19 protein-coding genes are annotated in these 26,118 nt (G+C 56.0%); 13 read left to right on the top strand and 6 right to left on the bottom strand.

The genetic code is table 11. The annotated features are described in order from the left end of the window. Nucleotides 1–226 precede the first annotated feature (226 nt). From fadB to glyS, 7 genes are all read left to right on the top strand, one after another. The gene (fadB, locus tag JYB85_RS00095) at nucleotides 227–2,368 is read left to right on the top strand and encodes a fatty acid oxidation complex subunit alpha FadB (protein WP_207380544.1); all 2,142 of its coding nucleotides are present in this window, start codon (nucleotides 227–229) and stop codon (nucleotides 2,366–2,368) included. 24 nt (nucleotides 2,369–2,392) lie between these two features. After that, nucleotides 2,393–3,556, top strand: coding sequence for an acetyl-CoA C-acyltransferase FadA (gene fadA, locus JYB85_RS00090; RefSeq protein ID WP_207380543.1), 1,164 nt, complete (start codon nucleotides 2,393–2,395; stop codon nucleotides 3,554–3,556). Nucleotides 3,557–3,698: 142 nt separating this feature from the next. Continuing rightward, nucleotides 3,699–4,844 carry a GGDEF domain-containing protein gene (locus JYB85_RS00085; RefSeq protein WP_207380542.1) on the top strand — a complete coding sequence of 382 codons (1,146 nt, stop codon included), beginning with the start codon at nucleotides 3,699–3,701 and terminating at the stop codon, nucleotides 4,842–4,844. A gap of 94 nt (nucleotides 4,845–4,938) precedes the next feature. Beyond that, on the top strand, nucleotides 4,939–5,184 hold the full coding sequence (tusA, locus tag JYB85_RS00080) for a sulfurtransferase TusA (RefSeq protein WP_207321462.1): 246 nt from the start codon (nucleotides 4,939–4,941) through the stop codon (nucleotides 5,182–5,184). 169 nt (nucleotides 5,185–5,353) lie between these two features. Further along, a complete protein-coding gene (locus tag JYB85_RS00075; RefSeq protein WP_207380541.1) occupies nucleotides 5,354–8,539 on the top strand; it encodes an amidohydrolase family protein in 3,186 nt (1,061 codons plus the stop codon). A gap of 228 nt (nucleotides 8,540–8,767) precedes the next feature. Further along, the gene (gene glyQ / locus JYB85_RS00070; protein WP_207321460.1) at nucleotides 8,768–9,673 is read left to right on the top strand and encodes a glycine--tRNA ligase subunit alpha; all 906 of its coding nucleotides are present in this window, start codon (nucleotides 8,768–8,770) and stop codon (nucleotides 9,671–9,673) included. Nucleotides 9,674–9,686: 13 nt separating this feature from the next. After that, nucleotides 9,687–11,756 (top strand): glycine--tRNA ligase subunit beta, encoded by a 2,070-nt coding sequence (gene glyS, locus JYB85_RS00065; protein WP_207380540.1) that lies wholly within the window; start codon nucleotides 9,687–9,689, stop codon nucleotides 11,754–11,756. A 41-nt stretch (nucleotides 11,757–11,797) separates the two neighbouring features. Here the strand turns inward: glyS and JYB85_RS00060 are convergent, their stop codons facing one another. Next, entirely contained in the window at nucleotides 11,798–12,850 is a 1,053-nt protein-coding gene (locus tag JYB85_RS00060) for an HDOD domain-containing protein (protein ID WP_207380539.1), read from the bottom strand. Nucleotides 12,851–13,090: 240 nt separating this feature from the next. Between JYB85_RS00060 and pxpB the strand changes: the two genes are divergently transcribed. The 3 genes from pxpB to pxpA are packed head-to-tail and all read left to right on the top strand — an operon-like array spanning nucleotide 13,091 to nucleotide 15,368. Then, nucleotides 13,091–13,735, top strand: a complete 645-nt coding sequence (pxpB, locus tag JYB85_RS00055) for a 5-oxoprolinase subunit PxpB (RefSeq protein WP_207380538.1) — start codon at nucleotides 13,091–13,093, stop codon at nucleotides 13,733–13,735. Beyond that, complete coding sequence (locus tag JYB85_RS00050; RefSeq protein ID WP_207380537.1) at nucleotides 13,732–14,658, top strand: 5-oxoprolinase subunit C family protein; 927 nt, start codon at nucleotides 13,732–13,734, stop codon at nucleotides 14,656–14,658. Before pxpB ends, JYB85_RS00050 begins: the two co-directional genes overlap by 4 nt. Further along, complete coding sequence (gene pxpA, locus JYB85_RS00045) at nucleotides 14,655–15,368, top strand: 5-oxoprolinase subunit PxpA (protein WP_207380536.1); 714 nt, start codon at nucleotides 14,655–14,657, stop codon at nucleotides 15,366–15,368. Before JYB85_RS00050 ends, pxpA begins: the two co-directional genes overlap by 4 nt. Before the next feature lie 50 nt (nucleotides 15,369–15,418). Here the strand turns inward: pxpA and JYB85_RS00040 are convergent, their stop codons facing one another. Continuing rightward, nucleotides 15,419–17,845 carry a choice-of-anchor B family protein gene (locus JYB85_RS00040; protein ID WP_207380535.1) on the bottom strand — a complete coding sequence of 809 codons (2,427 nt, stop codon included), beginning with the start codon at nucleotides 17,843–17,845 and terminating at the stop codon, nucleotides 15,419–15,421. Between the two features lie 1,039 nt (nucleotides 17,846–18,884). Here JYB85_RS00040 and JYB85_RS00035 point away from each other — a divergent pair. The 3 genes from JYB85_RS00035 to JYB85_RS00025 all read left to right on the top strand — a co-directional run bounded on the left by JYB85_RS00035 (nucleotide 18,885) and on the right by JYB85_RS00025 (nucleotide 19,935). Then, nucleotides 18,885–19,316 (top strand): hypothetical protein, encoded by a 432-nt coding sequence (locus JYB85_RS00035; RefSeq protein WP_207380534.1) that lies wholly within the window; start codon nucleotides 18,885–18,887, stop codon nucleotides 19,314–19,316. A gap of 84 nt (nucleotides 19,317–19,400) precedes the next feature. Beyond that, a complete protein-coding gene (locus JYB85_RS00030; protein ID WP_207380533.1) occupies nucleotides 19,401–19,583 on the top strand; it encodes a hypothetical protein in 183 nt (60 codons plus the stop codon). Next, on the top strand, nucleotides 19,576–19,935 hold the full coding sequence (locus JYB85_RS00025; RefSeq protein ID WP_207380532.1) for a hypothetical protein: 360 nt from the start codon (nucleotides 19,576–19,578) through the stop codon (nucleotides 19,933–19,935). Before JYB85_RS00030 ends, JYB85_RS00025 begins: the two co-directional genes overlap by 8 nt. A gap of 115 nt (nucleotides 19,936–20,050) precedes the next feature. On the opposite strand, the gene gyrB is transcribed toward JYB85_RS00025, so the two are convergent. From gyrB to dnaA, 4 genes are read right to left on the bottom strand one after another with little or no spacing between them, the layout of a single operon-like run. Further along, nucleotides 20,051–22,468 (bottom strand): DNA topoisomerase (ATP-hydrolyzing) subunit B, encoded by a 2,418-nt coding sequence (gene gyrB, locus JYB85_RS00020; RefSeq protein WP_207380531.1) that lies wholly within the window; start codon nucleotides 22,466–22,468, stop codon nucleotides 20,051–20,053. A gap of 16 nt (nucleotides 22,469–22,484) precedes the next feature. After that, a complete protein-coding gene (recF, locus tag JYB85_RS00015) occupies nucleotides 22,485–23,567 on the bottom strand; it encodes a DNA replication/repair protein RecF (protein ID WP_207380530.1) in 1,083 nt (360 codons plus the stop codon). Nucleotides 23,568–23,614: 47 nt separating this feature from the next. Then, the gene (gene dnaN / locus JYB85_RS00010) at nucleotides 23,615–24,715 is read right to left on the bottom strand and encodes a DNA polymerase III subunit beta (RefSeq protein ID WP_207380529.1); all 1,101 of its coding nucleotides are present in this window, start codon (nucleotides 24,713–24,715) and stop codon (nucleotides 23,615–23,617) included. Nucleotides 24,716–24,738: 23 nt separating this feature from the next. Continuing rightward, nucleotides 24,739–26,118 carry a chromosomal replication initiator protein DnaA gene (gene dnaA, locus JYB85_RS00005; RefSeq protein ID WP_207321446.1) on the bottom strand — a complete coding sequence of 460 codons (1,380 nt, stop codon included), beginning with the start codon at nucleotides 26,116–26,118 and terminating at the stop codon, nucleotides 24,739–24,741.

Raw genomic sequence — 26,118 nt, 5'->3', positions numbered from 1 at the left:
CCACAACAAGGCGCTGGCCGACTACTCTGAATGCTGGCAGTGTATCACAAAGGCGAAATTTCGCCCTAGCCGCCAAACAATTAAACAACCGTTTAAATTGGGTGTTGTAATTTTTATGGATTAGTCGCACACTGGGCGGCAAACTGGTCAAATGATGGCCGACATTGCTGTAAAAGGAGAGCCAGGACCCAGGCCCCGGCTCCTGACCAAGAAGGAAAGCAAGCACATGATCTACCAAAGCCCTACCATTGAGGTCGAACTGACCGATGACAAGATTGCCCGGCTGTGTTTCAACTCCAGCGGCTCGGTCAACAAGTTCGATCGCGAAACCCTGGCGTCCCTGGATGCCGCGCTGGACAGTGTCAAAGCCGCCGATGCCAAGGCGCTGCTGCTGACCACAGGCAAAGATGCCTTTATTGTCGGCGCCGACATTACCGAATTCCAAGGCTTGTTTGCCGAAGACGAGGCCACCCTGTTGACCTGGCTGGAACAGGCCAACCTGGTATTCAACAAGCTCGAAGACATGCCCTTTCCTACCGCCTCTGCCGTGAAGGGCTTTGCCCTGGGTGGTGGCTGTGAAGCCATACTGGCAACCGATTTCCGTATCGCCGACAGCAGTGCCAGGATTGGTCTGCCAGAAACCAAGCTGGGCCTGATCCCCGGCTTCGGCGGCACAGTACGCCTGCCACGCCTGATAGGCGCGGACAATGCCATGGAGTGGATCACCACTGGCAAAGATCAGCGTCCCGAAGATGCCCTCAAGGTCGGTGCCGTTGATGCAGTGACTGCTCCAGAGCAGCTGGAAGCCGCAGCCATTGCCATGCTCAAGGATGCCATCGCCGGCAAACTGGACTGGCAGGCCCGCCGTGCCCGTAAGCAAGCACCTCTGACCCTGCCCAAGCTGGAAGCCATGATGTCTTTCACCACGGCCAAGGGCATGGTGTTCGCGGTGGCAGGCAAGCATTACCCCGCCCCCATGGCGGCAGTCACTCTCATAGAACAAGTGGCCGGCCAAGGCCGTGCCGAAGCACTCAAGGCTGAACACCAGGCCTTTATCAAACTGGCCAAGACCGAGGTGGCTACCGCCCTTATCGGTATTTTCCTCAATGACCAATTGGTCAAGGGCAAGGCCAAGAAGGCCGGCAAGCAGGCCAAGGCCATCAATCAGGCCGCCGTACTCGGCGCCGGTATCATGGGTGGAGGCATTGCATACCAGAGCGCCAGCAAGGGCACTCCCATAGTCATGAAAGATATAGCCCAGGGCGCATTGGATCTGGGGCTCAATGAAGCGGCCAAACTGCTGACCGCCCAGGTTGAACGTGGTCGTCTGACCGCTGACAAGATGGCCAAGGTGCTGAACAACATCACCCCGGCCCTGGAATACGCCCCCATCAAGCACGCCGACATTGTGGTCGAAGCCGTAGTGGAAAACCCCAAGGTCAAGGCCATGGTACTGGCCGAAGTGGAGTCCCAGTTGGGCGATGAGGCCATCATTGCCTCCAATACTTCTACCATCTCCATCAATCATCTGGCCAAGAGTCTCAAGCATCCCGAGCGCTTCTGCGGTATGCACTTCTTTAACCCGGTACACAAGATGCCGCTGGTGGAAGTTATTCGCGGTGAGCACAGCAGCGACGAAACCATAGCCTCTGTGGTGGCCTACGCCAGCAAGATGGGTAAGACCCCGGTTGTGGTGAACGACTGCCCCGGCTTCTTCGTCAACCGGGTGCTGTTCCCCTACTTTGCCGGCTTCAGCGGTCTGTTGGCCGACGGCGCAGACTTCGCCGCCATCGATAAGGTGATGGAGAAGCAATTTGGCTGGCCAATGGGCCCTGCCTATCTGCTGGACGTGGTTGGTTTGGACACCGGTCACCATGCCCAGGCCGTGATGGCCGAAGGCTTCCCCGACCGTATGGGCAAGAATGGCAAAGATGCCATAGATGTTATGTACGAGGCCCAACGTCTGGGACAAAAGAACGGCAAGGGTTTCTATCAGTACAGCGTCGACAAGCGCGGCAAGCCCAAGAAGGAACGGGACGTTGTCGCATATGAGCTGCTGCAGGCCGCCTTCGGTGAGCAGAAGTCCTTTGAAGCCGACGAGATCATTGCCCGCACCATGATCCCCATGATCATTGAAACCGTGCGTTGTCTGGAGGAAGGCATCATTGCTTCTCCGGCCGAAGGCGATATGGGCCTGGTGTACGGTCTGGGCTTCCCTCCGTTCCGTGGCGGCGTCTTCCGTTACCTGGATACCATGGGCCTGGCTAACTTCGTTGCCCTGGCAGACAAGTATGCCCACCTGGGCGGCCTGTATCAGGTCACCGATGCCATGCGCGACCTCGCCGCCAACAACGGCAGCTACTACTAGGCCTATTAGGGAAGGAATTACACAATGAAACAAGCTGTTATCGTAGATTGCATCCGCACTCCCATGGGCAGATCCAAGGCAGGCGTATTCCGTAACGTTCGTGCCGAAACCCTGTCCGCCGAACTCATGAGGGGCCTGCTGCTCCGTAACCCGGCGCTGGATCCCAACACCATAGAAGACGTGATCTGGGGTTGTGTGCAACAGACCCTGGAGCAAGGCTTCAACATTGCCCGCAATGCGTCACTGTTGGCCGGTATCCCCAAAACCGCCGGCGCCGTTACCGTGAACCGCCTGTGCGGTTCCTCCATGGAAGCCCTGCATCAGGCCAGTCGCGCGATCATGACAGGCATGGGCGACACCTTCATCATTGGTGGTGTTGAACACATGGGACACGTGCCCATGACCCACGGAGTCGACTTTCACCCCGGCTTGGGCGCCAATGTCGCCAAGGCGTCCGGCATGATGGGTCTGACCGCGGAAATGCTTGGCAAGCTCCATGGCATCAGCCGTGAAATGCAGGACCAGTTCGCCGTGCGCTCACACCAGCGCGCCCATGCAGCCACGGTCGAAGGCCGTTTTGCCAAGGAAATCTATGCCATCGAAGGCCATGATGCCAATGGTGCCCTGTTCAAGGTTGACTACGATGAAGTGATCCGCCCCGAAACCACCCTGGAATCCCTGGCGGCCCTGCGTCCGGTGTTTGATCCTGCCAACGGCACAGTCACCGCCGGTACCTCTTCGGCCCTGTCCGACGGTGCTTCGGCCATGCTGGTAATGGAAGAGTCCAAGGCCCGCGCCCTGGGCTTACCGATCCGCGCCCGGGTACGCTCCATGGCGGTGGCCGGTTGTGACGCCGCCATCATGGGTTACGGCCCTGTGCCGGCAACCCAGAAGGCCCTGGCACGTGCCGGTTTGACCATCCAGGATATGGATGTAATCGAACTGAACGAAGCCTTTGCCGCCCAGTCTCTGCCCTGCGTGAAAGACCTGGGATTGATGGATGTAGTCGAAGACAAGGTTAACCTCAATGGCGGCGCCATTGCCCTGGGACACCCGCTGGGTTGCTCCGGAGCCCGTATTTCCACCACGCTGATCAACCTGATGGAACACAAGGACGCCACCCTGGGTCTGGCCACCATGTGCATTGGTTTGGGCCAGGGCATAGCCACTGTGTTCGAACGCGTCTGATCCTGAGGCATCAACTTAAACAGCCGGGCTTTTGCCCGGCTGTTTTATTTGGGTATCTGTTTGATTTTGGAGAAACTCTCGCCTTTACTTAAGTTCGCCACCATGCCCCAAAAGTGAAGTACTGCGAACAGGATGTCCAGAGATGCTGCCTACCGAACAATCACTTATCGAACAGATGCGGATCACCGAGCTTGAAATAGAGCACAGAAAACATCTGTTTGGCTTCACCGCCACCGATGAAACCATACTGAAACAAGCCAGCGTGGCCATAGCCGCCCACATAGATGACATAGTGGACGCCTTTTATCGTCAGCAAACCTCGGAGGCCGATATCGCCCTGCTGATCGGTGACTCGGACACCTTGAAACGGCTGCGGGCCTCCCAACGGCGCTATATTCTCGACCTGTTCAATGGCAGTTATGACATAGAGTACATCAACAACCGGCTGCGAATTGGTCTGGTCCATAAGCGCATTGGGGTTGAACCCAAGCTGTATCTGTCGGCTGTACATACCCTGAAGGAACTGATCTTCCACACCCTGGCTCGACTGATGGATGAGGAAGAATATCAACTCAGCATTAAGGCGCTGGATAAGTTAATCCTGTTCGATGTCAGCCTGGTGTTTGATACCTATATCCGCAGCATGCTGTCCGAAATTGAAAACGCCAAGGACAAGGCAGAACTCTATGCCCTCAGCATGGAGAACAAGGTCAAGGAACGCACCCAGCAATTGGAAGAAATGTCGCGCACCGATCCGCTCACCGGCTTGCTCAATGTGCGTCACATAGTAGAAACCGCCACCAAGGTGTTGCGGGCGGCGGAGCGCCGCACCGAATCCGTCACCGGCATCTATATGGATATAGACAATTTCAAACACTTTAATGACTCCCAGGGCCACAGGGCCGGTGACGATGTGCTGCGTGCCGTTGCCAATGCCCTGAAAGAGGCAACCCGCCCGGAAGACAGCTGCTTTCGCTATGGCGGTGATGAATTTTTCGTGTTGCTGCCAAGCTGCACCGCCCAGGAAGCCAGCAATACCTTTTTACAGCGGTTTGAGGAATGCCTGAAGCGGGATACCAAGGGAATACGTCTCAGCATCGGCATGGCAGAAACCGGTCCCCGGCATTTTATGGAACCCGCAGAGTTTATCGATGCCGCCGACGCGCGCATGTATGATGAAAAGCAGAAACACAGATTGATGCTCGGTGCGCAGCCAGAAGCCACAGTCGGGCAAGAAACCGAATTGCAACTTATCAACACGCCGAGCCAGGTACACAAGATACGTTAATGTGTTCCACGTGGAACATTCGGGCTGCAAGGCTTGGCGCTTAAGCCAGAACGGAGTAAGATTAGCGCCGTCTTCAGCAATTCGAACCAAGGCAATGAGCGATATTTACACCCAAGCACAACATCAACTGGATGCCCTCGGACTGCGCTGTCCCGAGCCTGTGATGATGGTGCGTAAGGCCGTGCGACACATGGCCGAAGGTGAGACCCTGCTGATCATTGCCGACGATCCGGCCACCGCCCGCGACATTCCCAGCTTTTGCCAATTTATGGACCATACCCTGGTTGCCAGCGACACCAACGGCAGCCCTTTCCGCTTCCTGATCAAGAAAGGCCTCTGAGCGCAAGCTTTCAGCCCGCTCGTCCAAGGTCATCATTTGAAACAGATATCGGGTTTTCCTGAGCGCCAATTTGTGAGATAAAAGAGGCTCTTTGAACCAACTGTATACAAAATAACTATACGCAGTTGCTCATGGTTCTCAACATCGCAATAATCAGGACGACACCCCTATGTTTAAATCACCGCTCACTCCCCTGTGTCTGGCGTTAGGCCTGGCCCTGGGCCTTCCCAGCCATGCGGAAAGTCAGGACAAGCCAGAATGGCAGGTTAATGCGCCGGCCAATGCCCCACTGGAAAAAGTGAATATTGATGTCCAGGAAGGTACCTGGATGAACGTCAGCATCAGCCCGGACGGCAAATACATAGTCTTTGATCTGCTCGGTGATATTTATCGGATCCCGGCCAAGGGCGGTGAAGCCGAAGTGCTGGCCAAGGGCATAGCCTGGCAAATGCAGCCTGTGTACAGCCCCGACGGCAAATACATAGCCTTCACCTCTGATGAAGATGGCGGTGACAATATATGGGTGATGAATGCCGACGGCAGCAACCCACGCCCGGTGACCAAAGAAACCTTCCGCCTGTTGAACAGCCCGGCCTGGAGCCCAGACTCCCAATACCTGGTAGCCCGCAAGCATTTTACCGCCAGCCGCAGCCTGGGGGCCGGTGAAGTCTGGCTGTACCATATTGCCGGTGGTGAGGGCGTGAAACTGACCGAACGCCCCAACGATCAAAAAGACCTGGGTGAGCCCGCCTATTCTCCCGATGGTCGCTACATCTACTTCAGCCAGGATGATACCCCCGGCAAAACATTCCACTATTCGAAAGACTCGGTTGCCGGCATTTACAAGATTAAGCGTTACGACACCCAAACCGGTGAAATCGAAGTGCTGATTGAAGGTACAGGTGGCGCCATCCGCCCCACGCCAAGCCCCGACGGTAAAAAACTCGCTTACATCAAGCGTGATGGCTTCCAGTCCAGTTTGTACCTGCTGGATCTTAAGTCCGGAGCCAGCGAAAAACTCTATGGCGAACTCGACCGCGACATGCAGGAAACCTGGGCCATCCATGGCGTGTACCCCATGATGAGCTGGACCTCGGATAACAAGGAGCTGTTGTTCTGGGCCAAGGGTAAGATCCAACGCCTGAACGTCAACAACAAGCAGGTGGCTGAAGTACCGTTTTCGGTCAAGACTCAGCTGGACGTGCAGCCCTCGGTGCGTTTTGCCCAGAATATCGACCAGGATGAATTTGACGTTAAGATGCTGCGCATGGCGCATGTGTCACCGGACGGCAAGCAGGTGGTTTATGAAGCTCTGGGTAAACTGTGGCTCAAGTCCCTGCCCGATGGCAAGGTCAGCCGTCTGACCAAGCTTGAAGAGGATATCGAAGAGCTCTATCCGCAGTGGTCAAGGGATGGCAAACAACTGGTGTTCACCACCTGGAACGACAAGGAACAGGGCTCGGTCAGGGTCATCAGTCTGAGCGGCCGCAAGGTCACCACCCTAAGCAATGAACCGGGAAAATACGTTGAGCCCGTGTTTTCACCCTCGGGCGATCTGGTGGTTTATCGCCGTGCCAAGGGTGGCTATATCACACCCAGAACCTGGTCACAGGAACCGGGGCTGTATAAGGTGGACCTGAAGTCCAAGACCAACAGCAAACTCAGTGCCGATGGTTTCCAACCTCAGTTTGGTGCCAACGATGACCGGGTATTTTTTATGGAGTCCGGTGAAACACCGCAACTGTCCTCCATGAATCTCGATGGCTTTGACAAGCGGGTGCATTACACCAGCAAGCACGCTACCGAGTTTCGCATCTCCCCCGATGGCGAACAGTTGGCCTTCGCCGAACGCTTCCGGGTTTGGGTTACCCCCTTCGCCAAGCACGGTGAAACCATAGAGATAGGCCCCAAGGCCGGTAATCTGCCCGTGACCCAACTGAGCGCGCGCGCCGGTGAGAACCTGAGTTGGAACAAACAGAGCAATCAGCTCTATTGGACCCTGGGCCCCGATTTGTACCAGATACCGGTCGATACCGGCTACGGTAAAAAGGCCGATAAAGATGCCAAGGTAGAACCCACTGTCACCGGCATTGGTTTCAAACACAAGGCTGATGTTCCACGTGGAACAGTGGCCTTTGTTGGCGGCAAGGTCATCACCATGGAAGAGGACAAGGTCATTGAAGATGGCGTTGTCATAGTGAAGGACAACCACATTGTTGCCGTCGGCAGCAGAGCTGATGTGCAGATCCCCAAAGATGCCCAGCTCATAGATATCAAGGGCAAAACCCTGATGCCAGGCCTCTTTGATGCCCATGCCCATGGCTCTCAAGCTGAAGATGAGATCATCCCACAGCAAAACTGGAACCTGTACGCCGGTCTGGCTTTTGGGGTGACAACAATCCACGACCCATCCAACGACACCACGGAGATCTTTGCTGCTTCGGAACAGCAAAAGGCCGGTGACATAGTTGGTCCACGGATTTTCTCCACCGGTACCATTTTGTACGGCGCCAACCTGCCCGGCTACACCAGTCACGTGGATTCATTGGACGATGCCAAGTTCCATCTGGAACGCCTGAAGAAGGTCGGCGCCTTCAGCGTCAAGAGCTATAACCAGCCCCGCCGCAACCAGAGGCAGCAGATCATAGCCGCCGCCCGCGAGTTGGAAATGATGGTGGTCCCCGAAGGTGGCAGCCTGCTGCAACACAACCTGACCATGGTCGCCGATGGCCATACCACGGTTGAGCACTCGCTGCCGGCCGCCGCCATCTATAGCGACATCAAGCAGTTCTGGAGTCAAACCAAGGTTGGCTACACACCGACCCTGGTTGTCGCCTACGGCGGTATATCCGGAGAAAACTATTGGTATGACAAGACAGATGTTTGGGCTCACCCACGCCTGTCCAAATATGTACCAGGTGACATTTTGCAGGCCCGCGCCATGCGTCGCCCACACGCGCCCGATGGCCACTACAACCACTTTAACGTGGCCAAGGTGGCCAAGGAGCTCAATGACATAGGTGTGCACCCCAACATAGGTGCCCATGGTCAACGGGAAGGCCTGGCGGCACACTGGGAGATGTGGATGTTTGCCCAAGGCGGCATGAGTAATCTGGACGTACTCAAGACGGCCACCATCAACCCGGCGCGCACCTTTGGTATGGAGCAGCAACTGGGCTCCATCAAGGCTGGCAAGCTTGCGGATCTGATAGTAATTGATGGCGACCCGTTGGCAGATATACGTGTCACCGACAAGGTTCATTACACCATGGTCAACGGCAAGCTCTATGACGCCGAGACCATGAATCAACTCAACGGTGCCAAGCGTCAACGTCAGCCGTTCTTCTTCGAGTAACGGCCTGTCTCGACTCAAAGGGGGTGTTCCACGTGGAACACCCCTTTTTCTTTCCCCCGTGGCGGCCCCCTACTGCAAACAGCACTGTGTGCTGAATCCTGCCTGACGCCTCAATCCCCGGGAAAAACCCCGGTTTCATGCAAAATACGATAAAAATTAGCCTACATAAGCCCGGATCTACAGGGTATAATCGAAACCATTTTCTATTTCAGCCTGACAGCAGTAGACATGACGACGAAACACGACGTAAAGACTTTTCAGGGATTTATCCTGACCCTGCAGGATTACTGGGCACAGCAGGGCTGCGCCATTGTTCAACCGCTGGACATGGAAGTGGGTGCCGGTACTTTCCACCCGCAAACCTTCCTACGCTCCCTCGGTCCCGAGCCCATGAGCAGCGCCTATGTGCAGCCATCACGCCGCCCAACCGACGGTCGCTACGGTGAAAACCCCAACCGTCTGCAGCACTATTACCAGTTCCAGGTGGTTCTGAAGCCCTCTCCGGCCAATATTCAGGAACTCTACCTGGGTTCGCTGCGCGCCCTGGGCATAGACACTCAAATCCATGATATACGTTTCGTCGAAGACAACTGGGAATCGCCCACCCTGGGCGCCTGGGGCCTGGGCTGGGAAGTCTGGCTCAACGGCATGGAAGTGACCCAATTTACCTACTTCCAGCAAGTGGGTGGCCTGGAGTGCAGCCCGGTCACGGGTGAAATCACCTACGGTCTGGAGCGTCTGGCCATGTATATTCAAGGCGTCGACAGCGTCTATGACCTGGTATGGACCGATGGCCCCCTGGGTCGTATCACCTATGGCGATGTATTCCATCAAAACGAAGTAGAGCAATCTACCTACAACTTTGAACACGCGGATGTGGACTTCCTGTTCGGCATGTTCAACCAATGCGAAAAAGCCTGTCAGCATCTTCTGTCACTGGAAACCCCTCTGCCTCTGCCCGCTTACGAGCAAGTGATGAAGGCCTCCCATGCATTCAACCTGCTGGATGCCCGTCACGCCATCTCGGTCACTGAGCGTCAGCGCTATATCCTGCGCGTACGCACCATGGCCAAGGCGGTTGCCGAAGCCTACTACAAGGCCCGCGAAGCCCTGGGCTTCCCAATGTGTAAGTAAGAGGTAAACACAGATGAATTTTGAAAACTTACTCATAGAAATCGGCACCGAAGAGCTGCCGCCGAAGGCCCTGCGCAACCTGGCCGAATCCTTTGCCGCCAACTTTACCGACGAGCTGGCCAAGGCCGAACTGAGCCATGGCGCCGTTGAATGGTATGCGGCCCCTCGCCGCCTGGCACTGTCGGTCAAGCAACTGGCCACTGCCCAGCAGGATAAAATGGTCGAGAAACGCGGTCCGGCCGTGGCTTCCGCCTTCGATGCCGATGGCAAGCCCACCAAGGCTGCCGAGGGTTGGGCCCGCGGTAACGGTATCAGCGTCGACCAGGCCGAGCGCCTCAAGACCGACAAGGGCGAGTGGCTGGTCCATAACGCCAAGGTCGAAGGTGTGGCCACCGAGACCCTGATTGCCGCCATGACCCAGAAAGCCCTGGATAAGCTGCCGATCCCCAAGCCCATGCGCTGGGGCGCCGGCAGTACCCAGTTTATCCGCCCCGTGCACACTGTCACCCTGCTGCTCGGCAGTGAACTGGTTGCCGGCGAAGTGCTGGGCATCAACTCAGACCGCATCATCCGCGGCCATCGCTTTATGGGCGAAGCCAGCTTCAGCCTGGATCACGCCGACAATTACCTGAGCGCCCTCAAGGAGCGCGGCAAGGTCATTGCCGACTATCAGGAGCGTAAGGCACTGATCAAGCGTGATGCCGAAAAGGCTGCCGCGGTTATCGGTGGCAACGCCGACATCGAAGAAGCCCTGCTGGAGGAAGTGACCTCGCTGGTGGAATGGCCAGTGGTGCTGACCGCCAGTTTTGAAGAGAAGTTCCTGGCAGTACCAGCCGAAGCCCTGGTGTACACCATGAAGGGTGACCAGAAGTATTTCCCTGTGTTCTCTGACGACGGCAAGCTGCTGCCCAACTTTATTTTCGTCGCCAACATAGAATCCAAGGATCCGGCCCAAATCATCGCCGGTAACGAGAAGGTGGTGCGTCCGCGTTTGGCCGATGCCGAATTCTTCTTCAATACCGACAAGAAGCACAGCCTGGAAAGTCGTCTGCCAAGCCTGGAAACTGTGGTATTCCAACAGCAACTCGGCACCCTCAAGGCCCGGGTTGAGCGCATCTCCACCCTTGCCGGTTTTATTGCCGAGCACATGGGTGCCAACAGTTTCGACGCCGCCCGTGCCGGTCTGCTGTCCAAGACAGATCTGATGACCAACATGGTGATGGAGTTTACCGATACCCAGGGCACCATGGGCATGCACTACGCCCGCCTGGACGGTGAAACCGAGGCCGTGGCCCTGGCGTTGGAAGAACAATACAAACCCAAGTTCAGCGGTGATACAGTGCCCGTGGCCCCCGTATCCTGCGCCGTGGCCCTGGCCGAGAAGCTGGATACCCTTAGCGGTATCTTCGGCATAGGTCAGGCCCCCAAGGGCGCCGCCGACCCATTTGCCCTGCGCCGTGCTGCCATCGGCGTTTTGCGCATCATAGTGGAAAACAAGCTGCCACTGGATCTGGTTGATTTGATTGCCAAAGCCGTTGAATTGCACGGCAGCAATCTCAGCAATGCCAATGCCGCCGACGAGGTATTGGAGTTCCTGATGGCCCGCTTCCGCGCCTGGTACCAGGACAAGGGCATCAGCACAGATGTGATCCTCGCGGTACTGGCCCGTCGTCCAACCCGCCCAGCGGATTTTGATGACCGTATCCTGGCCGTGGCCCATTTCCGCACCTTGGAACAGGCGACCGCCCTGGCCGCCGCCAACAAGCGGGTGTCCAACATTCTAGCCAAGGTAGACGGCGAGCTGCCATCCAAGGTTGATAACGCCCTGTTGCAAGAATCTGCCGAGCAACAACTGGCGGCTAAACTGGCCGAAACCGCGCCGGTAATAGCGCCACTGTTTGCCGCCGGTAACTATCAGCAGGCCCTGACCGAACTGGCCGCCCTGCGCGACAGCGTCGACAACTTCTTCGAAGATGTGATGGTGATGGCCGATGATCAGGCCCTGCGCAACAACCGTCTGGCACTGCTGACGCAATTGCGCGATCAGTTCCTGCACGTGGCCGACATATCCCTGCTGCAATAAGCGCGGGGAAAAAGAAGAAGCGCGCCATTGGCGCGCTTTTTTTATTTAAAATTCAGTAACTTTTCATGCAGGGCGTCAAAGCTGGCCCTATCCACTTCCAGTCGCTGCAATAACTGCTGCAGCATGGGCTCACTGAGCCGCCCCGCCTGCCACAACATGGAACACTCACTGAGCCAATTTGCCCGCCAAATGGCCCGGGCCACATCGGATTCCGGAACCGCATCACTCTGAGCCAGGACCGCCAACACCCTGGAGAACGGCGGCGGCAACTGCCAGCATTTCACCAGCAGCGCACTCAGTACCAGCGACTTGCTGGTCATGATCTGCCTGAACAACCAGGACTTGGGCTGCTCACTGGGATCGGCCTTAACAAATTCTGCCACCAACATCTGGAATATGGCTATCTTGCCCACGTCATGCAACAAGCCGAGTATAAAGGCAGTGTCCTTATCTTCATTGGCCAGCTCACTGGCCAAAAAGGCCACCTGCATCGAGTGACGCCAAATCTCAGCCCCGAAACGTCTGAAATAAATGGGTTTAATCTCAATCATGTCTCTAAGCAGGACGCTGCTGACAAAGCGTCTTAACTGGGCCCGCCCCAGCACCACCACGGCCTGCTGCAAACTGGTAATGTGCTTCTCTCCCCGATGAAAGGCCGGCGAATTGCACAGCTTGAGTACCTCGGCACAGAGCACAGGATCCTGCTGAATGGTGGCTATCACCTCAGCGGTTTCCACCGCAGGATCGGCCAACATTCGGTCGAGCTCCAACACCTTGCCCGGCAATCTGAGCACGTCAACCGCCACCTTTTGCGGATCCGCCAGGCCCTGCTCAACATCGTCTATGACCCGCCGCTCCAGATTGTTGGCCACCCCACTGGTGTCCTTACTGGTGACGGCGAACAACAGGCTGTAAAACAAGGCCGCCACATCCAGGGTCACGTCCGTGACCTCGGTTTGCTGCTGTTGTTGGCGGCTGCTGGCCCGTTGCACGTCCTGTTGATATTTCTGGGCTACGGCCGGCTCACTGAAGCTGACCGGCCGCTCCACCACGGTTTTTTCCCTGAGGTTGAACAATTTGCTGAAGAATTTCATCGATACCCTTATATCGCCAAGCCGCGCCCATCATTACTGCCAAAATCAGTTGATATTCAGAAGGTTGATTTAGGTTCATCACCTGGACAGCAACTTTAATATTAACCCCTGTACCTGTATCCGCCAGCCATCTCCCGGGCTTATTTCACCCATGACCGGCGGCTGTCATTGACAGCGGCAATATCCTTTTTTAGCTTCAAATAACAGCCTAGCAGAAGCGGCAGCCAAGGGAGCGGAGCTATGTCAGACTTTCAGCTTATGCCCATCGGAGAGCGTGGCATGCAACTATGGTTGCCCACTCCCAGGGACAGCGCCATGGGTCTGCTGCAACAACAGCAAATTTGGCGCCTGGCCGAACAATGCCGCGACGACCCCGACTTTGCCGAGGTGGTTCCCGGGATGAATAACCTTACCCTGCTGCTGGCCGAAGCCAACCCAACCTTTGACTGGCAGCGCACGCTGAGGGACTGTTGGCAACTGTGTGGTACTCACAAACTTGTCGGTCGCCACCATAAAATTCCCGTTTGCTACGATGGTCCTGACCTTGGCTTTATCGCCCAGTACCACGGGCTCAGCGAGCAGAAAGTTATCCGGCTCCACAGCCAAGGCCGCTATAACGTGTTTTTTCTCGGATTCCTGCCGGGTTTTGCCTATCTGGGGGGCCTGCCGGATGCGCTCGCAACCCCAAGACGGGAAAATCCCAGACTGCAAGTCCCCGCCGGCAGTGTCGGTATAGGCGGTCAGCAGACCGGCATCTACCCCTGCAGCGCACCCGGTGGCTGGCAGTTGCTGGGCCACACCTCTGTTCCCTTGCTCGACAGCGAGCACTGCCTGCTGCAACCCGGTGACAGCCTGGAGTTTGTCATCAGCGAGACCGGCGCATGATAGAGGTCATCCAGGGGGGCGTGCTTGCCAGCGTGCAGGATCTTGGCCGCCGTGGCGTGGCGCATTTTGGGGTACCGATCAGCGGCGCCCTCGACCGCCAGGCCCTGATGCTGGGCAACCTATTGCTTGGCAATGAACCCGGGGCAGCCGCCATTGAGATCACCCTGGGGCGTGCCAGCTTTCGCTTTCTCCGGGATGGGTGGATAGCCCTCACAGGTGCCGATGCCGATGCCAGATTGGATAACCAGGCCCTGTGGTGCGGTTGGCGCGTCCCGGTGCACGCAGGACAACAGCTGAGCCTCAACAGTCCCAAACAGGGAATGCGCAGCTATCTTTGCGTCGCCGGCGGCCTGGACTGCCCGCTGTGGTTCGGTGCCATGGCAACAGACCTCAGCAGTGGTATGGGAGGCTTGGCAGGCCGCGCCCTACAGCCGGGTGACAGGCTGAATTGGCTCCCTGGCAAAGAGATAAACCGGATTGCCGGGCTGCGCCAGCCGGAATGGAACACGCGTATTCGGGTGCTACCGGGTCCACAGTTCGGTCTCCTGGCCAATAATGGCGAAGCCCTGTGGAGACAGGAGTGGCAGCTCGGCAGCGACAGTAATCGCATGGGCCTGAGGTTGCAGGGGCGAGCGCTACAGAAAACCGCCGAGCTGGAGATGGCCTCACACGGGGTATTCCCCGGTGTGGTGCAGCTGCCACCTTCGGGGCAGCCGATCATCTTGCTGGCCGATGCCCAGACCACCGGCGGCTACCCTGTGATAGCCACAGTCATTGAGGCGGATTTGTGGAAACTGGCCCAGGCCAGACCCGGGCAGAAACTGCAATTACAGCAGGTCGATCGCGCCGACGCCCTCAGCGCAAGCAAACACTGGCAAGCCTATCTTTATCAAGTGCAACTGGGCCTCGGAGGCTTTACATGATGCTGCTTAACGCCGATGTTGGTGAAGGCTATACCCTGGATGCCGACATCATCCCCTTGATGGATATGGTCAATATCGCCTGTGGCGGCCATTGCGGGGACGACACCAGCATGACCAGAACCGTGGCGCTGGCCAAGGTGGCCGGGGCCAGGATAGGCGCCCACCCAAGCTATCCTGATCCGCAGCACTTTGGCCGCCAATCCATGAGTCTGGCTCCGGCGGCGTTAACCCGCACCATTGAGCAGCAAATTCTTGCCCTGCTCAGAGTATGCGAGGCGCAACAGGTCCCCATGTTCCACGTGAAACCCCATGGTGCCCTGTACAATACCGCCGCCCGGGATCAACAGACGGGCCAATGCCTTATCGACGCCATCAAGGCGGTCGACCCCAAGCTGACCCTGGTGGCCCTGGCCGGCAGTCCCCTGCTAACCCAAGCCAAACAGCAGGGCCTGAACACCCTGGCCGAGGTGTTCGCCGACCGGGCCTATTTGGACGATGGCAGCTTGATGCCAAGAAGTGACAGGGGCGCAGTGTTAACCGAGGAAGCAGGCATGTTGGAGCAGGTAAAGAAGCTACTCGGCGGTCAGGTCACAAGCCACAGCGGCAAGGCAATACCATTGCAGGCACACACCCTGTGCCTGCACGGCGACAACCTTAAGGCGCTGGACTTTGCCCGCCAAATTCGTGCTCTGCTGCCGCGCCCTGTTTAGCCTGATGATGGAACCAGCACCAAAGAAAACGCCCCTCACGGGGCGTTTGCTCAGACTTGGCGGCGTTTCAGCCCCAAAAGCAGTAGCAGGCTCAGCCAGCCCAAACTACCACCTCCAGAGGAACCACCGGTATCTGGGCCGGGATTGCTTGGCGCCTGATCGTTATCCTGTATTTGCACGGCTATACTGTCGCCGCTGATTTCGCTGCCATCCAGGCTTAGCAGTCGCACTGTGAAGCTCTCTTCGGTTTCCACCTGGCTGTCATCAATGGCGTTCAGAGTGATATAGCGCAAACTGGTGTCACCCTCATCCCATTGCAGCTCGCCGCTGTTATCCGTCACATCGCTGCCCACTGTAGCACTGCCGCTCTCCAGTCGGAAACCCACCCGCACAGTGCCACTGCTGCCGCCGCTGCGACGAACTGGCAGTTGCAATTGCGCGCCCTCCTGCATAATGGGTGGGCTGATGTCGAAGCCGACCTTGCCCGGCATAAGCGGGTTCTCACCCATAACCAGGGTGTGGTAGCTGGGCGATTCCAGGGTCAGGCCGCCGCGGGGATCATACAGGCGCACAAAGGCCTGCAGCTGGTGGCCCTTACCGCTATCGAGGGTTTGCACGCTGATCTGCTTGGGAGCGTTGTCAAGCTCGGCCCATTGCAGTGTGCCGCGACCCGGCTCAAAATCGCTGCCGGCAATGGCGGAACCGCCAAGGGTTTCCCAGCTGACGCTGACGGTACCTGTGCCGGTCGGACGGGCCACGCTGACACTGATGTTGTCGCCGGGGTTGGCCTGGGTCTGCGCTACACTGAAACCCACACTGCCGCGAGTATTGCTCTGGGTTTTGTCCCTCAAAATATAGAGGCCACTGTTGATATCGCTGGCAATGATCAGACCCGACGGCAGATAGGGATATATGCCCCAGACACCGTTAAAGGCATTGCCATCCGAGGCCGGGAAGGTATCAAAGTAGCCCGCCTCAACCGGCACCCTGGCATTGGTGATATCCAGCACGGTCACACCGCGCTGGTAGTTGGACATATAGTAACGGTTGCCGCGCACATAGCCGTTGTGATCTATGGCCTTGGAGGGCCCGCTCCAGGTCCCCACATGCTGAGGTGCTTCCAGGTTATCCAGACCAAAGATCCTCAGGGTTGTGTTGAATCCCAAGCGCTGTTCGTCCAGTTCATCGTGGACAAACACATATTGCTTGTCTTCGCTCCACCAGCCCGAATGCACATACTGGGCATTGGCGTAACTGACCTCGGACAATTGTTTTGAGTTGGCCAGATCGCTGATATTCCACAGCCGCATGCTGTTTTCGTTGAAATCCATCAGTACAGTGCATTCACTGGTCTGGCAGTTGCCCTGGGCCCGCGCATCGTCGACCACCATGGAGGTGGCGTCGTGGGTATAGTCAGCGCGGGTCGCCCCGGCATGACTGAAGCGGGCCACCAGCTTGTCTGGATTGCTTAGGCTGTAACTGCGAAAGGCGCCGCCACCGCTGCCCTGACCCACTATGTGCAACGCCGGTTGCAAGCCATCGAGCGCCGTATTGGTGCTGTAATCCACCTGGCTGATGTAAATGTTGTGGGCCGAGGCCGCGGCAGCGTCGCTGGCCACCAGGGATACTGAGGCAGGCAATTGGCTGAGGTCGATGATCTGTATGTTATCCGCGCCCTCGGACGACACATAGGCGTGTGCCCGCCAGCGTAGCTGCTGCTCATCAAACCATTGGTATACCTTGATATCACGCCAGCTGGTGTGACTGCCGGCGATCAACCCCACCTGCACCGGATTGGCAGGATCCGCCAGGCTCACAACGGCAGTACCGTTAACCAGGCCGATAATGGCGTACTCAGTGCCGGTGTTGAGATCCACATGGCCCCAGATATCATTGGCCGCAGAAGGTATGGGCGAGAAGGCCGACAGCGCCATATGGGCCACCAGGTTGAGCTTGTTACAGCTGAAATTACCGGCCTTGCCATTGACGCAATCGCTGCTGCCCTGGCTTTGTTGCAGCGACTGATGCACCTCCAGCAGGGAGTTCAGCTCGCTGCCGTACTGGCTGATGCCGTCGCTTATTACCCGAAAGCCCTGGGCCGCCAACTCGGGGGCAAACTCAGCAGGCACCCCGGTCAGCACTGTCTGGAAACGCTCCGGTGCCTGGGTCTGGTACTTGGCATCAAAGCCCCCTTTTACCGGCACCAGATCGCTTATCAATAGAAACAGCGAATCCACATCCGGGATCTTGTAGTTGCCACCGGCCACCAGCACCCGGTCACCCTTATTGGCATGGCTGATGGCATAGCCCAGGGTCAAACAGGGCTGGGCGGCATCATCACACAGTCCCTGATCCACGCCCTGAACCGCCACATAGCGGGCCTTATCATGCTCAGCATGGGCCATAGCCGGAGACGCCGGCAGCCATTGAGCTGCAATCAACAAAGCCAATCCAGTTAATTTACCGCCGTATTCCATGCACCCGACTCCTTATCCGTCCCAACTATCCATTGTTATCACTTTGTGAACCTAACACAGAGATGATTTAACTGGCTACTGGTGCAGCAGTCCCTGTGGCTGCTTTCATAAAGGTTTTCCACAACTGGATATGAATACGGATGCCGGATGATTGCACCAGTACTGTCTCCCATCAGGAGCCGCCGAGGACGATGTGCTTGGGCGCGTAGCCGAGGGAGGGAACCCGAGGCTGCTTCGGTCGAGCAGGGCGAGTGTCGCGTAGCGACGTGCACACGAGCGCGAGGCAGGGAGCCGAGCTGGATTGGATTTAAATGGATGTAAATCCTAGAGTCCGAAGCTGTAGCAAGACCAAGCTCAAGAGGCCGAGGGGCCTTCGGCTCCGTCTGGGGGCGGCAGGGTGATCCAAGAGGGCGAAGGTCACGCAGTGACATTCTCCTGAGCGCGAGCCTGGGATTGGCGAGCTGGCCGTTAAACAGGGACGTTATTATTGCTGATGAGCCCCTCTTGGCCGGGTGTGGGTCGGAGACCCACGACTTTGTGCCGCTGGCACAGCGGCTATCTTGTGCTTTTGTGCAACTTCCAGCACAGAAAGTACTAAATCACCGCGTGGCGGCCAGAGGCCTTCGGGGAACGCTAGCGAGATGAAACTGTTCATCTCGCTGTCTGACGACACGCTTATCCCCCTGCGGTGCGCTTTCGCACTGCCACACCCGTGACACGGCGTGAATCCCTCCATGGAGCCTCCCCTCGCCATCCATGGCTCGGACGGTCACTGGTGCGGCAGTGCTTGATTCAAGGTGTATAATTCCGGCATTTGTGAATCCCATAGACATGGCACTGATTTACATCATTTTTTACTTGCCTGGCAATTGAACAGTCTGCCAATATACTGATTAAAAACAATACTAATGCCAGGGACGAGTAGCCTTGTCTTCACAACCCTAACGATGGCAATTATCGGTTGTAACGCCGGTCAATGTGGATAGAAAAAGCACCGGCGTACTAATCCAATTGATAGCACATGGAATAGCTTAGAGATATGGAAGTTATAATCGAGATAATCGCGGTATTTATATTTTTTGGCTTAATCGCCACTGTTGCGGTCTTGGCGAAAAGATTGTGTGTCCATTTATACAAATTAATTTTTGGAATCTATGAAAAACAACAAACTCAAGAAATATTAGAAAGAAATAAATTACAGAGTCCACAGTGGCTAAACTATGAGAAATATCTCGGAAGGAGAATTCCTCAAGAGTTTAAAGACTTTTACCAGCTCGTGGCACAAAGAAGCCCTCCTGTTTTTAAAATTGATGAAACTGAAGATCTGGCAATAGCATGGAGTGAATTGGGCGAGCCTGCATTTTTTAAACGAGGCCAAAGTGTTGACAACTCACTCTATCTCTTTGATGGTACAACCAATGAAGTTATCATTGAAGACACAGCTAATTCAGATATTTACAAATTTTGCTGACAAAGCCGGTTACTTGGCCAAGGGAAATAAAATGGGCAAGGCTGATTTATTTAGTATTACTCGTGAAATAGCAAGGATGCGTAAATGATTATTTTCAGATTTTTCCTTTATGGTTCCGCGGCGTTCTTTGTTTTGGCCAAGTGTTTACAGGGGCCTATTGAGACAGCCCTGTATTTAGCGGCTGCTGGTGGGGTGACCTCGACACTCTCCTGCTTAGCCGTACTTGGGATGGTTCGCATCTGCAAGGAACTGAGCCATTATGAATGACCTAATCGCCTTGATTGCAATACCTATTTCGATGGCAATGCCCTTTTGGTATGGCAGGCGCTATGATGTTAAGAACCAACTGCTATTTTTTGCGGCAACTATCGGCTTGGTCGCTATTTTTTACTTTTTGACTCTCGTAGCTTTATTGCCTTTTTACCTGTTGAAGTTTTTTATCGTGCCACAGTTGGAAGAGTTAGGTGTTACAGACAATGTGTCTTGGCTTATCGAGCTGGGCCACTGGATAGCAGATTACGTTTACATATTGCTCATCCCACTGACCTTTTGGTTAAGCAGGCAACTCCACAAGAAATATCCTGTTTTTCAGCAAAATACATACAAAACTCAGGATTAACCAAGAGTATCAGATTGAATATGCAAAGCTGATTTTGCCCACGCAATTGCGAAGCAACAAAAAAGGGAAAGCAGTGCTTTCCCTTTTTTAATCGGCTGAGGCCGAAGATTATGCCTTACACATCCAGGTTCGCCACATTGAGTGCGTTGGACTCAATGAACTCCCTCCGGGGTTCCACCTGATCACCCATCAGACAGGTGAACAGTTGGTCGGCGGCAATGGCGTCCTCGATGGTCACCTGCAGCATGCGGCGACTCTCGGGATCCATGGTGGTTTCCCACAGCTGCTCTGGGTTCATCTCACCCAGACCCTTATAACGCTGGATGTAGAGGCCGCGCTTGGACTCACCGATCAACCAGTCAAGGGCCTCGACGAAGCTGGCCACTTCTTTGACCTTCTCGCCGCGCTGCACGTAACCGCCCTCTTCAATCAAACCGTCGAGAGCCTTGGCCAGGGCACCCAGCTTGTGGCAGTCGGAAGACTGGAAGAAGTCGTAGGTGAACACATAATGGGTGTCGATACCGTGCTTGCGTACAGTCACCTTGGGCACATACACCTGACGCTCGGGATCCAGTTGCGCCACGGCACTGTAGAGCACGCCACTGCTTTCACGCTCGGTCAGATCGGCCACAAAGGCCTCACACCAGGCATTCATCCGGCTCTGGTCCGCCAACATGGCATTGTCTATCACGGGATGATAGAGCATACGGTTGGTCAGGTTGGAGGGATAACGCTGATCCAGACGGGCAATAATGGCTTCCACTTCGCGATACTGGTTCACCAGACGTTCCAGCGGCTCACCGCTCATGCCGGGGGCACCCTGGGATGGATGCACGCTGGCACCATCGAGGGCCTGGGTGGTCAGGTATTCGGTCAGGGCGCTGTCGTCCTTAAGGTATTGCTCCTGCTTGCCCTTCTTCACCTTGTACAGTGGTGGCTGGGCAATGTAGACATAACCGCGTTCGATCAGCTCAGGCATCTGGCGGAAGAAGAAGGTCAACAGCAAGGTACGGATGTGCGAGCCGTCGACGTCAGCATCCGTCATGATGATGATGTAGTGGTAACGGGTCTTGTCCGGGTTGTACTCGTCGCGGCCAATACCACAGCCCAGGGCGGTGATCAGGGTCGCTACTTCCTGGGAAGACAGCATCTTGTCGAAGCGGGCCTTCTCCACGTTAAGGATCTTACCCTTAAGCGGCAGAATCGCCTGATTCTTACGGTTTCGGCCTTGTTTGGCGGAGCCGCCGGCCGAGTCACCTTCCACTATGTAAATTTCGGATAAACCTGGGTCTTTTTCCTGACAGTCGGCCAGTTTGCCCGGCAGACCACCCAGATCGAGGGCGCCCTTACGGCGGGTCATTTCCCGGGCCTTACGGGCCGCTTCACGGGCACGAGCGGCATCGATGATCTTGCCGACAATCAGCTTGGCATCGGTGGGGTTTTCCAGCAGGTAGTCATTGAGTTTTTCACCCATGGTCTGCTCAACCGCGGCCTTCACTTCGCTGGAAACCAGCTTGTCCTTGGTCTGGGAGCTGAACTTGGGATCGGGCACCTTGACCGAAATCACCGCCGTCAGACCTTCACGGGCATCATCACCCGTGGCATTGGTCTTGTTTTTCTTGTTGTAACCCTCAGCTTCCATGTAGTTGTTGAGGTTACGGGTCAGGGCGCCGCGGAAACCGGCCAGGTGGGTACCGCCGTCGCGCTGGGGAATGTTGTTGGTAAAACAGAAGATGTTTTCCTGGAAGCCATCGTTCCACTGCATGGCGACTTCCACGGTAATGCCGTCTTCACGCTCTTGGGCAAAGTGGAATACATCTTTGTTGACCGGAGTCTTGTTGCGGTTCAGGTAGTTAACGAAGGCGCTGATGCCGCCCTCGTACTTGAAGAACTCGTCCTTGTTGTCACGCTCGTCAACCAGGCGGATACCCACACCGGAGTTGAGGAACGACAGTTCACGAACCCGCTTGGCCAGGATATCGAAGTGGAATTCCACGTCGGAGAAGGTTTCTTCGCTGGGCCAGAAACGGATTTCGGTACCTGTCTTGCTGGCCTCGCCCACCACCTTGATGGGGGCATCTGGCACACCATGGGTGTAAAACTGCTCGTGGACCTTGCCTTCTCGGCGAATGGTCAGCTGCAGCTTCTTGGACAGGGCGTTCACCACGGACACACCCACACCGTGCAAACCGCCGGATACCTTGTAGGAGTTGTCGTCGAACTTACCGCCGGCGTGCAGTACCGTCATGATCACTTCGGCAGCAGACACCCCTTCTTCAGGGTGAATGGCCACGGGAATGCCACGGCCGTCATCTTTGACCGAAACAGAGCCATCCACATGAATGGTAATGGTGATATCGCTACAGTGACCGGCCAGGGCTTCGTCGATGGAGTTGTCGACCACTTCGAAGACCATGTGATGCAGACCTGTACCGTCGTCCGTGTCACCTATGTACATCCCCGGTCTTTTACGTACTGCATCAAGGCCTTTAAGTACCTTAATACTCGACGAATCGTAACTATTCTCTGACATATTATTCTCTCGTCGGTTATTCAATCTGAGTCACCCGCCCCTGTTCCACATGAAACATCCTGTCGGGCGGTGCGGGTAATAAATCCACTATTGCTGCCGGCTCGATGGCGGTCACAAACAGCTGGGCGCCGGTATCGAGCAATTGTTGCAGCAACTGTTGTCTGTGCCCGGCATCCAGCTCCGAGGGCAAGTCATCCACCAGATAGATGCTGTGTTTATCTATCTGCTGTTTCAGCAACTTACCTTGGGCAATCCGCAGTGCACAGACCAGCAATTTCAGTTGTCCACGGGACAGCGCATCCTGGACAGGCAAAGTGCCTACCCTGAGTCGCAGATCCGCTTTATGGGGGCCATTGACAGTGTGACCTGTGGCCAGATCCCTGGGATATTGGGCCTCAAGCAGCTCAGCAAGTTCACTCTTGCTGTCCCAGCCGCGGGTGAAAGACACCCGGATATCCACCTCGGGTAAAAACTCCCCGATTATACCCTTAAGCACGTCATTTAACGAGTGGACATATTGGTTTCTTATCTCTGTGACTTCAAGGGCATAGCGCACCAGCTCCTGATCCCAGAATCGGATCTGCTGATAGGGTGCGCCATTTCTAAGAAGCTGATTTCGCTGCTTTAAAATCCGGCGACTTGCCATCCAGGCCTGATGGAACTGGGGCGAGGAGTGAAAGGCGCCCCAATCGATAAACTGGCGCCTGGCCTTGGGGCCCTCAAACAGCAGCGCAAAACTCTCGGGGGTGATGACCTGGATGGGCAAGGCCTCGGCCAATTCCGACAGCCGCTTGACCCGCTCGCCATCAATGCGCACCTCGGTATCACCGCTGCGAAAGCGCCTGAGCCCCAGCTTGCTGTCACCGCTTTCGAGCTTGAGCAGGGCAAACAGGGTCAGCTTGTCGGCTTCCTGGTTGATAACCCGCTGTGACAAATGGCTGCGAAACGACCGCCCCATTCCGAGGAAATAAATGGCTTCCAATATGCTGGTCTTGCCGCTGCCATTCTGGCCGTATATCAGGTTCAGACCCGGGCCGGGCAACAATTGGGCGGATTGGATATTGCGAAAGGCGTCTATGCTGAGGCGAGTGAGGCTCATCGGGGAAGTTCAAGGGGCTGGCCGGCCCCAAAGGCCGGCCGAGTCCGTTAGAGTCTCATCGGCATCACCACGTACATTGAGTCTTCCTCGACGTGGTTTTCAATAAGGGCACTGGAGTTGCCATCAATGAGGGTGATACGCACCTCATCGGACTTGAGGCTGTTAAGCACATCCAGCAGATAGGAGACGTTGAAGCCGATTTCCAGCGGCTGGGACTGGTAATCCACGTCGATGATCTCTTCCGCCTCTTCCTGCTCCGGGTTATTGGCGGTGATCTTCAGCAGGCTGTCTTCCAGCTGGATCCGCACGCCACGGAATTTTTCATTCGAGAGAATGGAAGCCCGCAGCAGCGCCTGTTTAAGATGGTTACGGCTGGCGATCACTATCTTGTCGCCGCCCTTGGGCAGCACCCGGCGGTAATCGGGGAATCGACCGTCCACCAGCTTGCTGGTAAAGACTGCGTTGGCCGTGGTGGCGCGAATGGCACTCTCGCCGATGGCGATGCTGATGTCCTGATCTTCGGCATCCAGCAAACGCGCCAGCTCCATCACCCCTTTGCGCGGCACTATCACCTGCTTTTCGGGCAGGGAATCGGCAATCATTCTGTGGCTCAGGGCCAGACGATGACCGTCGGTGGCGATGGCGCGCAGCACGTTACCTTCGGTCTCCAGCAACAGGCCGTTGAGGTAATAACGCACGTCCTGGTTGGCCATGGAAAACTGGGTCGAATCGATAATGGACTTGAGCATGCCTTGCTTGATGCTGAATTCGATATCGGCCTGGAAGGCTTCCACATTGGGATACTCTTCCGCCGGCAGGGTCGCCAGTGAGAAGCGGCTGCGGCCACTGCGCAGCAACCACTTGTTGTCCTGTTGTTCTATCTTGAGCTCTGTCTGTTCCGGCAGGGATTTGACTATGTCCAGCAGCTTCTTGGCCGGCACCGTGGTGCGGCCTTCCTGGATGTCGCCGTGGATGGCGGCCTGGCCCACCAGCTCAACTTCCAGATCTGTGCCTGTCAGTCTGAGTGAGTGACCGCTTACTTCTACGAGGAGGTTAGCCAGAATAGGCAAGTTATGGCGTCTTTCTACCGCGCCGCTCACCAGCTGCAACGGCTTTAATAGGGCATCCCTATCAATCGAAAATTTCATCTTGTCCAATTCCCTGTCAAAAATTAAGAAGATAAGGTGCGGATCAGGTTCGCGTAATCTTCTTTAATATCGTGACTCTCTTCCCGCAGCTGGGCAATCTTACGGCAGGCATGCAGCACTGTGGTATGGTCACGCCCCCCAAAAGCATCGCCGATTTCCGGCAAGCTCTGGTTGGTTAATTCTTTGGATAAGGCCATGGCCACCTGTCTTGGGCGCGCCACACTGCGGGAGCGGCGCTTGGACAGCATATCGGCCATCTTTATCTTGTAGTATTCAGCCACCGTCTTCTGAATGTTGTCTATAGTGACCAATTTTTCCTGCAGAGCCAAGAGGTCTCGCAGCGCTTCGCGCACAAAATCTATGGTGATCGGACGACCGGTAAAGTTGGCGTTGGCAATCACCCGGTTCAGGGCGCCTTCCAGCTCACGGACGTTGGAACGCAAGCGCTTGGCAATAAAGAAGGCCACTTCATCGGGCAGATTGATACCGCTTTCCTGGGCCTTGCGCATCAAAATCGCCACCCGGGTTTCCAGCTCCGGTGGCTCGATGGCCACGGTCAGACCCCAGCCGAAGCGGGACTTGAGCCTGTCCTCTACCCCGTCGATTTCCTTGGGATAGCGATCCGAAGTCAGGATGATCTGATGATTACCTTCCAGCAGGGCGTTGAAGGTGTGGAAAAATTCTTCCTGGGACCTGTCCTTGTTGGCAAAGAACTGGATGTCATCGATAAACAGGGCATCGACGCTGCGGTAATAGCGCTTGAACTCTTCGATGGCGTTGTTCTGCAGCGCCTTGACCATGTCCTGCACAAAGCGCTCCGAATGCATATAGACCACTTTGGCATTGGGATTGTTCTTTATTATGCCATTACCCACGGCATGCAGCAGATGGGTCTTACCCAGACCCGTGCCACCATAAAGGAACAAGGGGTTGTAGGCGCCACCGGGATTCTCCGCCACCTGCAAGGCCGCAGCCTTACCCAGTTGGTTCGATTTACCCTCTACGAAGTTATCGAACTGGTAGGTGGGATTGATGTTGCTGCGATGATTGCTGACGGCAGCAGGCTCGGGTGCCTGGGCAAAGTGATTGATCCCGGCCTTGGCGGCAGGGGCGGCCACCTTGCTGGCTGCGGGAGCCACAGTCTGGGTTTTGGCAGAAGGACGGCTGCCGATATCAAATCTGAGCTTGGGGGCGTCGGATCCCATCTGTTCGGTGAAGAACTGATTGATGATGTTGATGTACTTGTCGCGCACCCAGTCGAGTACGAAGCGATTCGGGGCATAAAGCACCAAGGTGTCACCATCCATTTCGGCTTGTAACGGTCTGATCCACATACTGAACTGCTGAGCAGAAAGCTCGTCCTGCAGTCTTCCGATACATTGTTGCCAAAGTGAAACCGCCAC

The organism is Shewanella sedimentimangrovi, assembly GCF_017354965.1.
In the GTDB taxonomy this organism is placed as follows: Bacteria; Pseudomonadota; Gammaproteobacteria; order Enterobacterales; family Shewanellaceae; genus Shewanella; species Shewanella cyperi.
Note: the sequence above shows the minus strand (reverse complement) of the source record. Positions and strands in the feature narration are given on the sequence as shown.

What these genes read in the sequence shown, in the direction of transcription:
- JYB85_RS00040 (WP_207380535.1), bottom strand. Translation starts at nt 17,845, where the DNA reads ATGGAATACGGCGGTAAATTAACTGGATTGGCTTTGTTGATTGCAGCT.
- fadB (WP_207380544.1), top strand. Translation starts at nt 227, where the DNA reads ATGATCTACCAAAGCCCTACCATTGAGGTCGAACTGACCGATGACAAG.
- pxpA (WP_207380536.1), top strand. Translation starts at nt 14,655, where the DNA reads ATGATGCTGCTTAACGCCGATGTTGGTGAAGGCTATACCCTGGATGCC.
- recF (WP_207380530.1), bottom strand. Translation starts at nt 23,567, where the DNA reads ATGAGCCTCACTCGCCTCAGCATAGACGCCTTTCGCAATATCCAATCC.
- tusA (WP_207321462.1), top strand. Translation starts at nt 4,939, where the DNA reads ATGAGCGATATTTACACCCAAGCACAACATCAACTGGATGCCCTCGGA.
- glyQ (WP_207321460.1), top strand. Translation starts at nt 8,768, where the DNA reads ATGACGACGAAACACGACGTAAAGACTTTTCAGGGATTTATCCTGACC.
- glyS (WP_207380540.1), top strand. Translation starts at nt 9,687, where the DNA reads ATGAATTTTGAAAACTTACTCATAGAAATCGGCACCGAAGAGCTGCCG.
- fadA (WP_207380543.1), top strand. Translation starts at nt 2,393, where the DNA reads ATGAAACAAGCTGTTATCGTAGATTGCATCCGCACTCCCATGGGCAGA.
- JYB85_RS00030 (WP_207380533.1), top strand. Translation starts at nt 19,401, where the DNA reads ATGATTATTTTCAGATTTTTCCTTTATGGTTCCGCGGCGTTCTTTGTT.
- gyrB (WP_207380531.1), bottom strand. Translation starts at nt 22,468, where the DNA reads ATGTCAGAGAATAGTTACGATTCGTCGAGTATTAAGGTACTTAAAGGC.
- JYB85_RS00035 (WP_207380534.1), top strand. Translation starts at nt 18,885, where the DNA reads ATGGAAGTTATAATCGAGATAATCGCGGTATTTATATTTTTTGGCTTA.
- JYB85_RS00025 (WP_207380532.1), top strand. Translation starts at nt 19,576, where the DNA reads ATGAATGACCTAATCGCCTTGATTGCAATACCTATTTCGATGGCAATG.
- dnaN (WP_207380529.1), bottom strand. Translation starts at nt 24,715, where the DNA reads ATGAAATTTTCGATTGATAGGGATGCCCTATTAAAGCCGTTGCAGCTG.
- pxpB (WP_207380538.1), top strand. Translation starts at nt 13,091, where the DNA reads ATGTCAGACTTTCAGCTTATGCCCATCGGAGAGCGTGGCATGCAACTA.
- JYB85_RS00075 (WP_207380541.1), top strand. Translation starts at nt 5,354, where the DNA reads ATGTTTAAATCACCGCTCACTCCCCTGTGTCTGGCGTTAGGCCTGGCC.
- JYB85_RS00050 (WP_207380537.1), top strand. Translation starts at nt 13,732, where the DNA reads ATGATAGAGGTCATCCAGGGGGGCGTGCTTGCCAGCGTGCAGGATCTT.
- JYB85_RS00085 (WP_207380542.1), top strand. Translation starts at nt 3,699, where the DNA reads ATGCTGCCTACCGAACAATCACTTATCGAACAGATGCGGATCACCGAG.
- JYB85_RS00060 (WP_207380539.1), bottom strand. Translation starts at nt 12,850, where the DNA reads ATGAAATTCTTCAGCAAATTGTTCAACCTCAGGGAAAAAACCGTGGTG.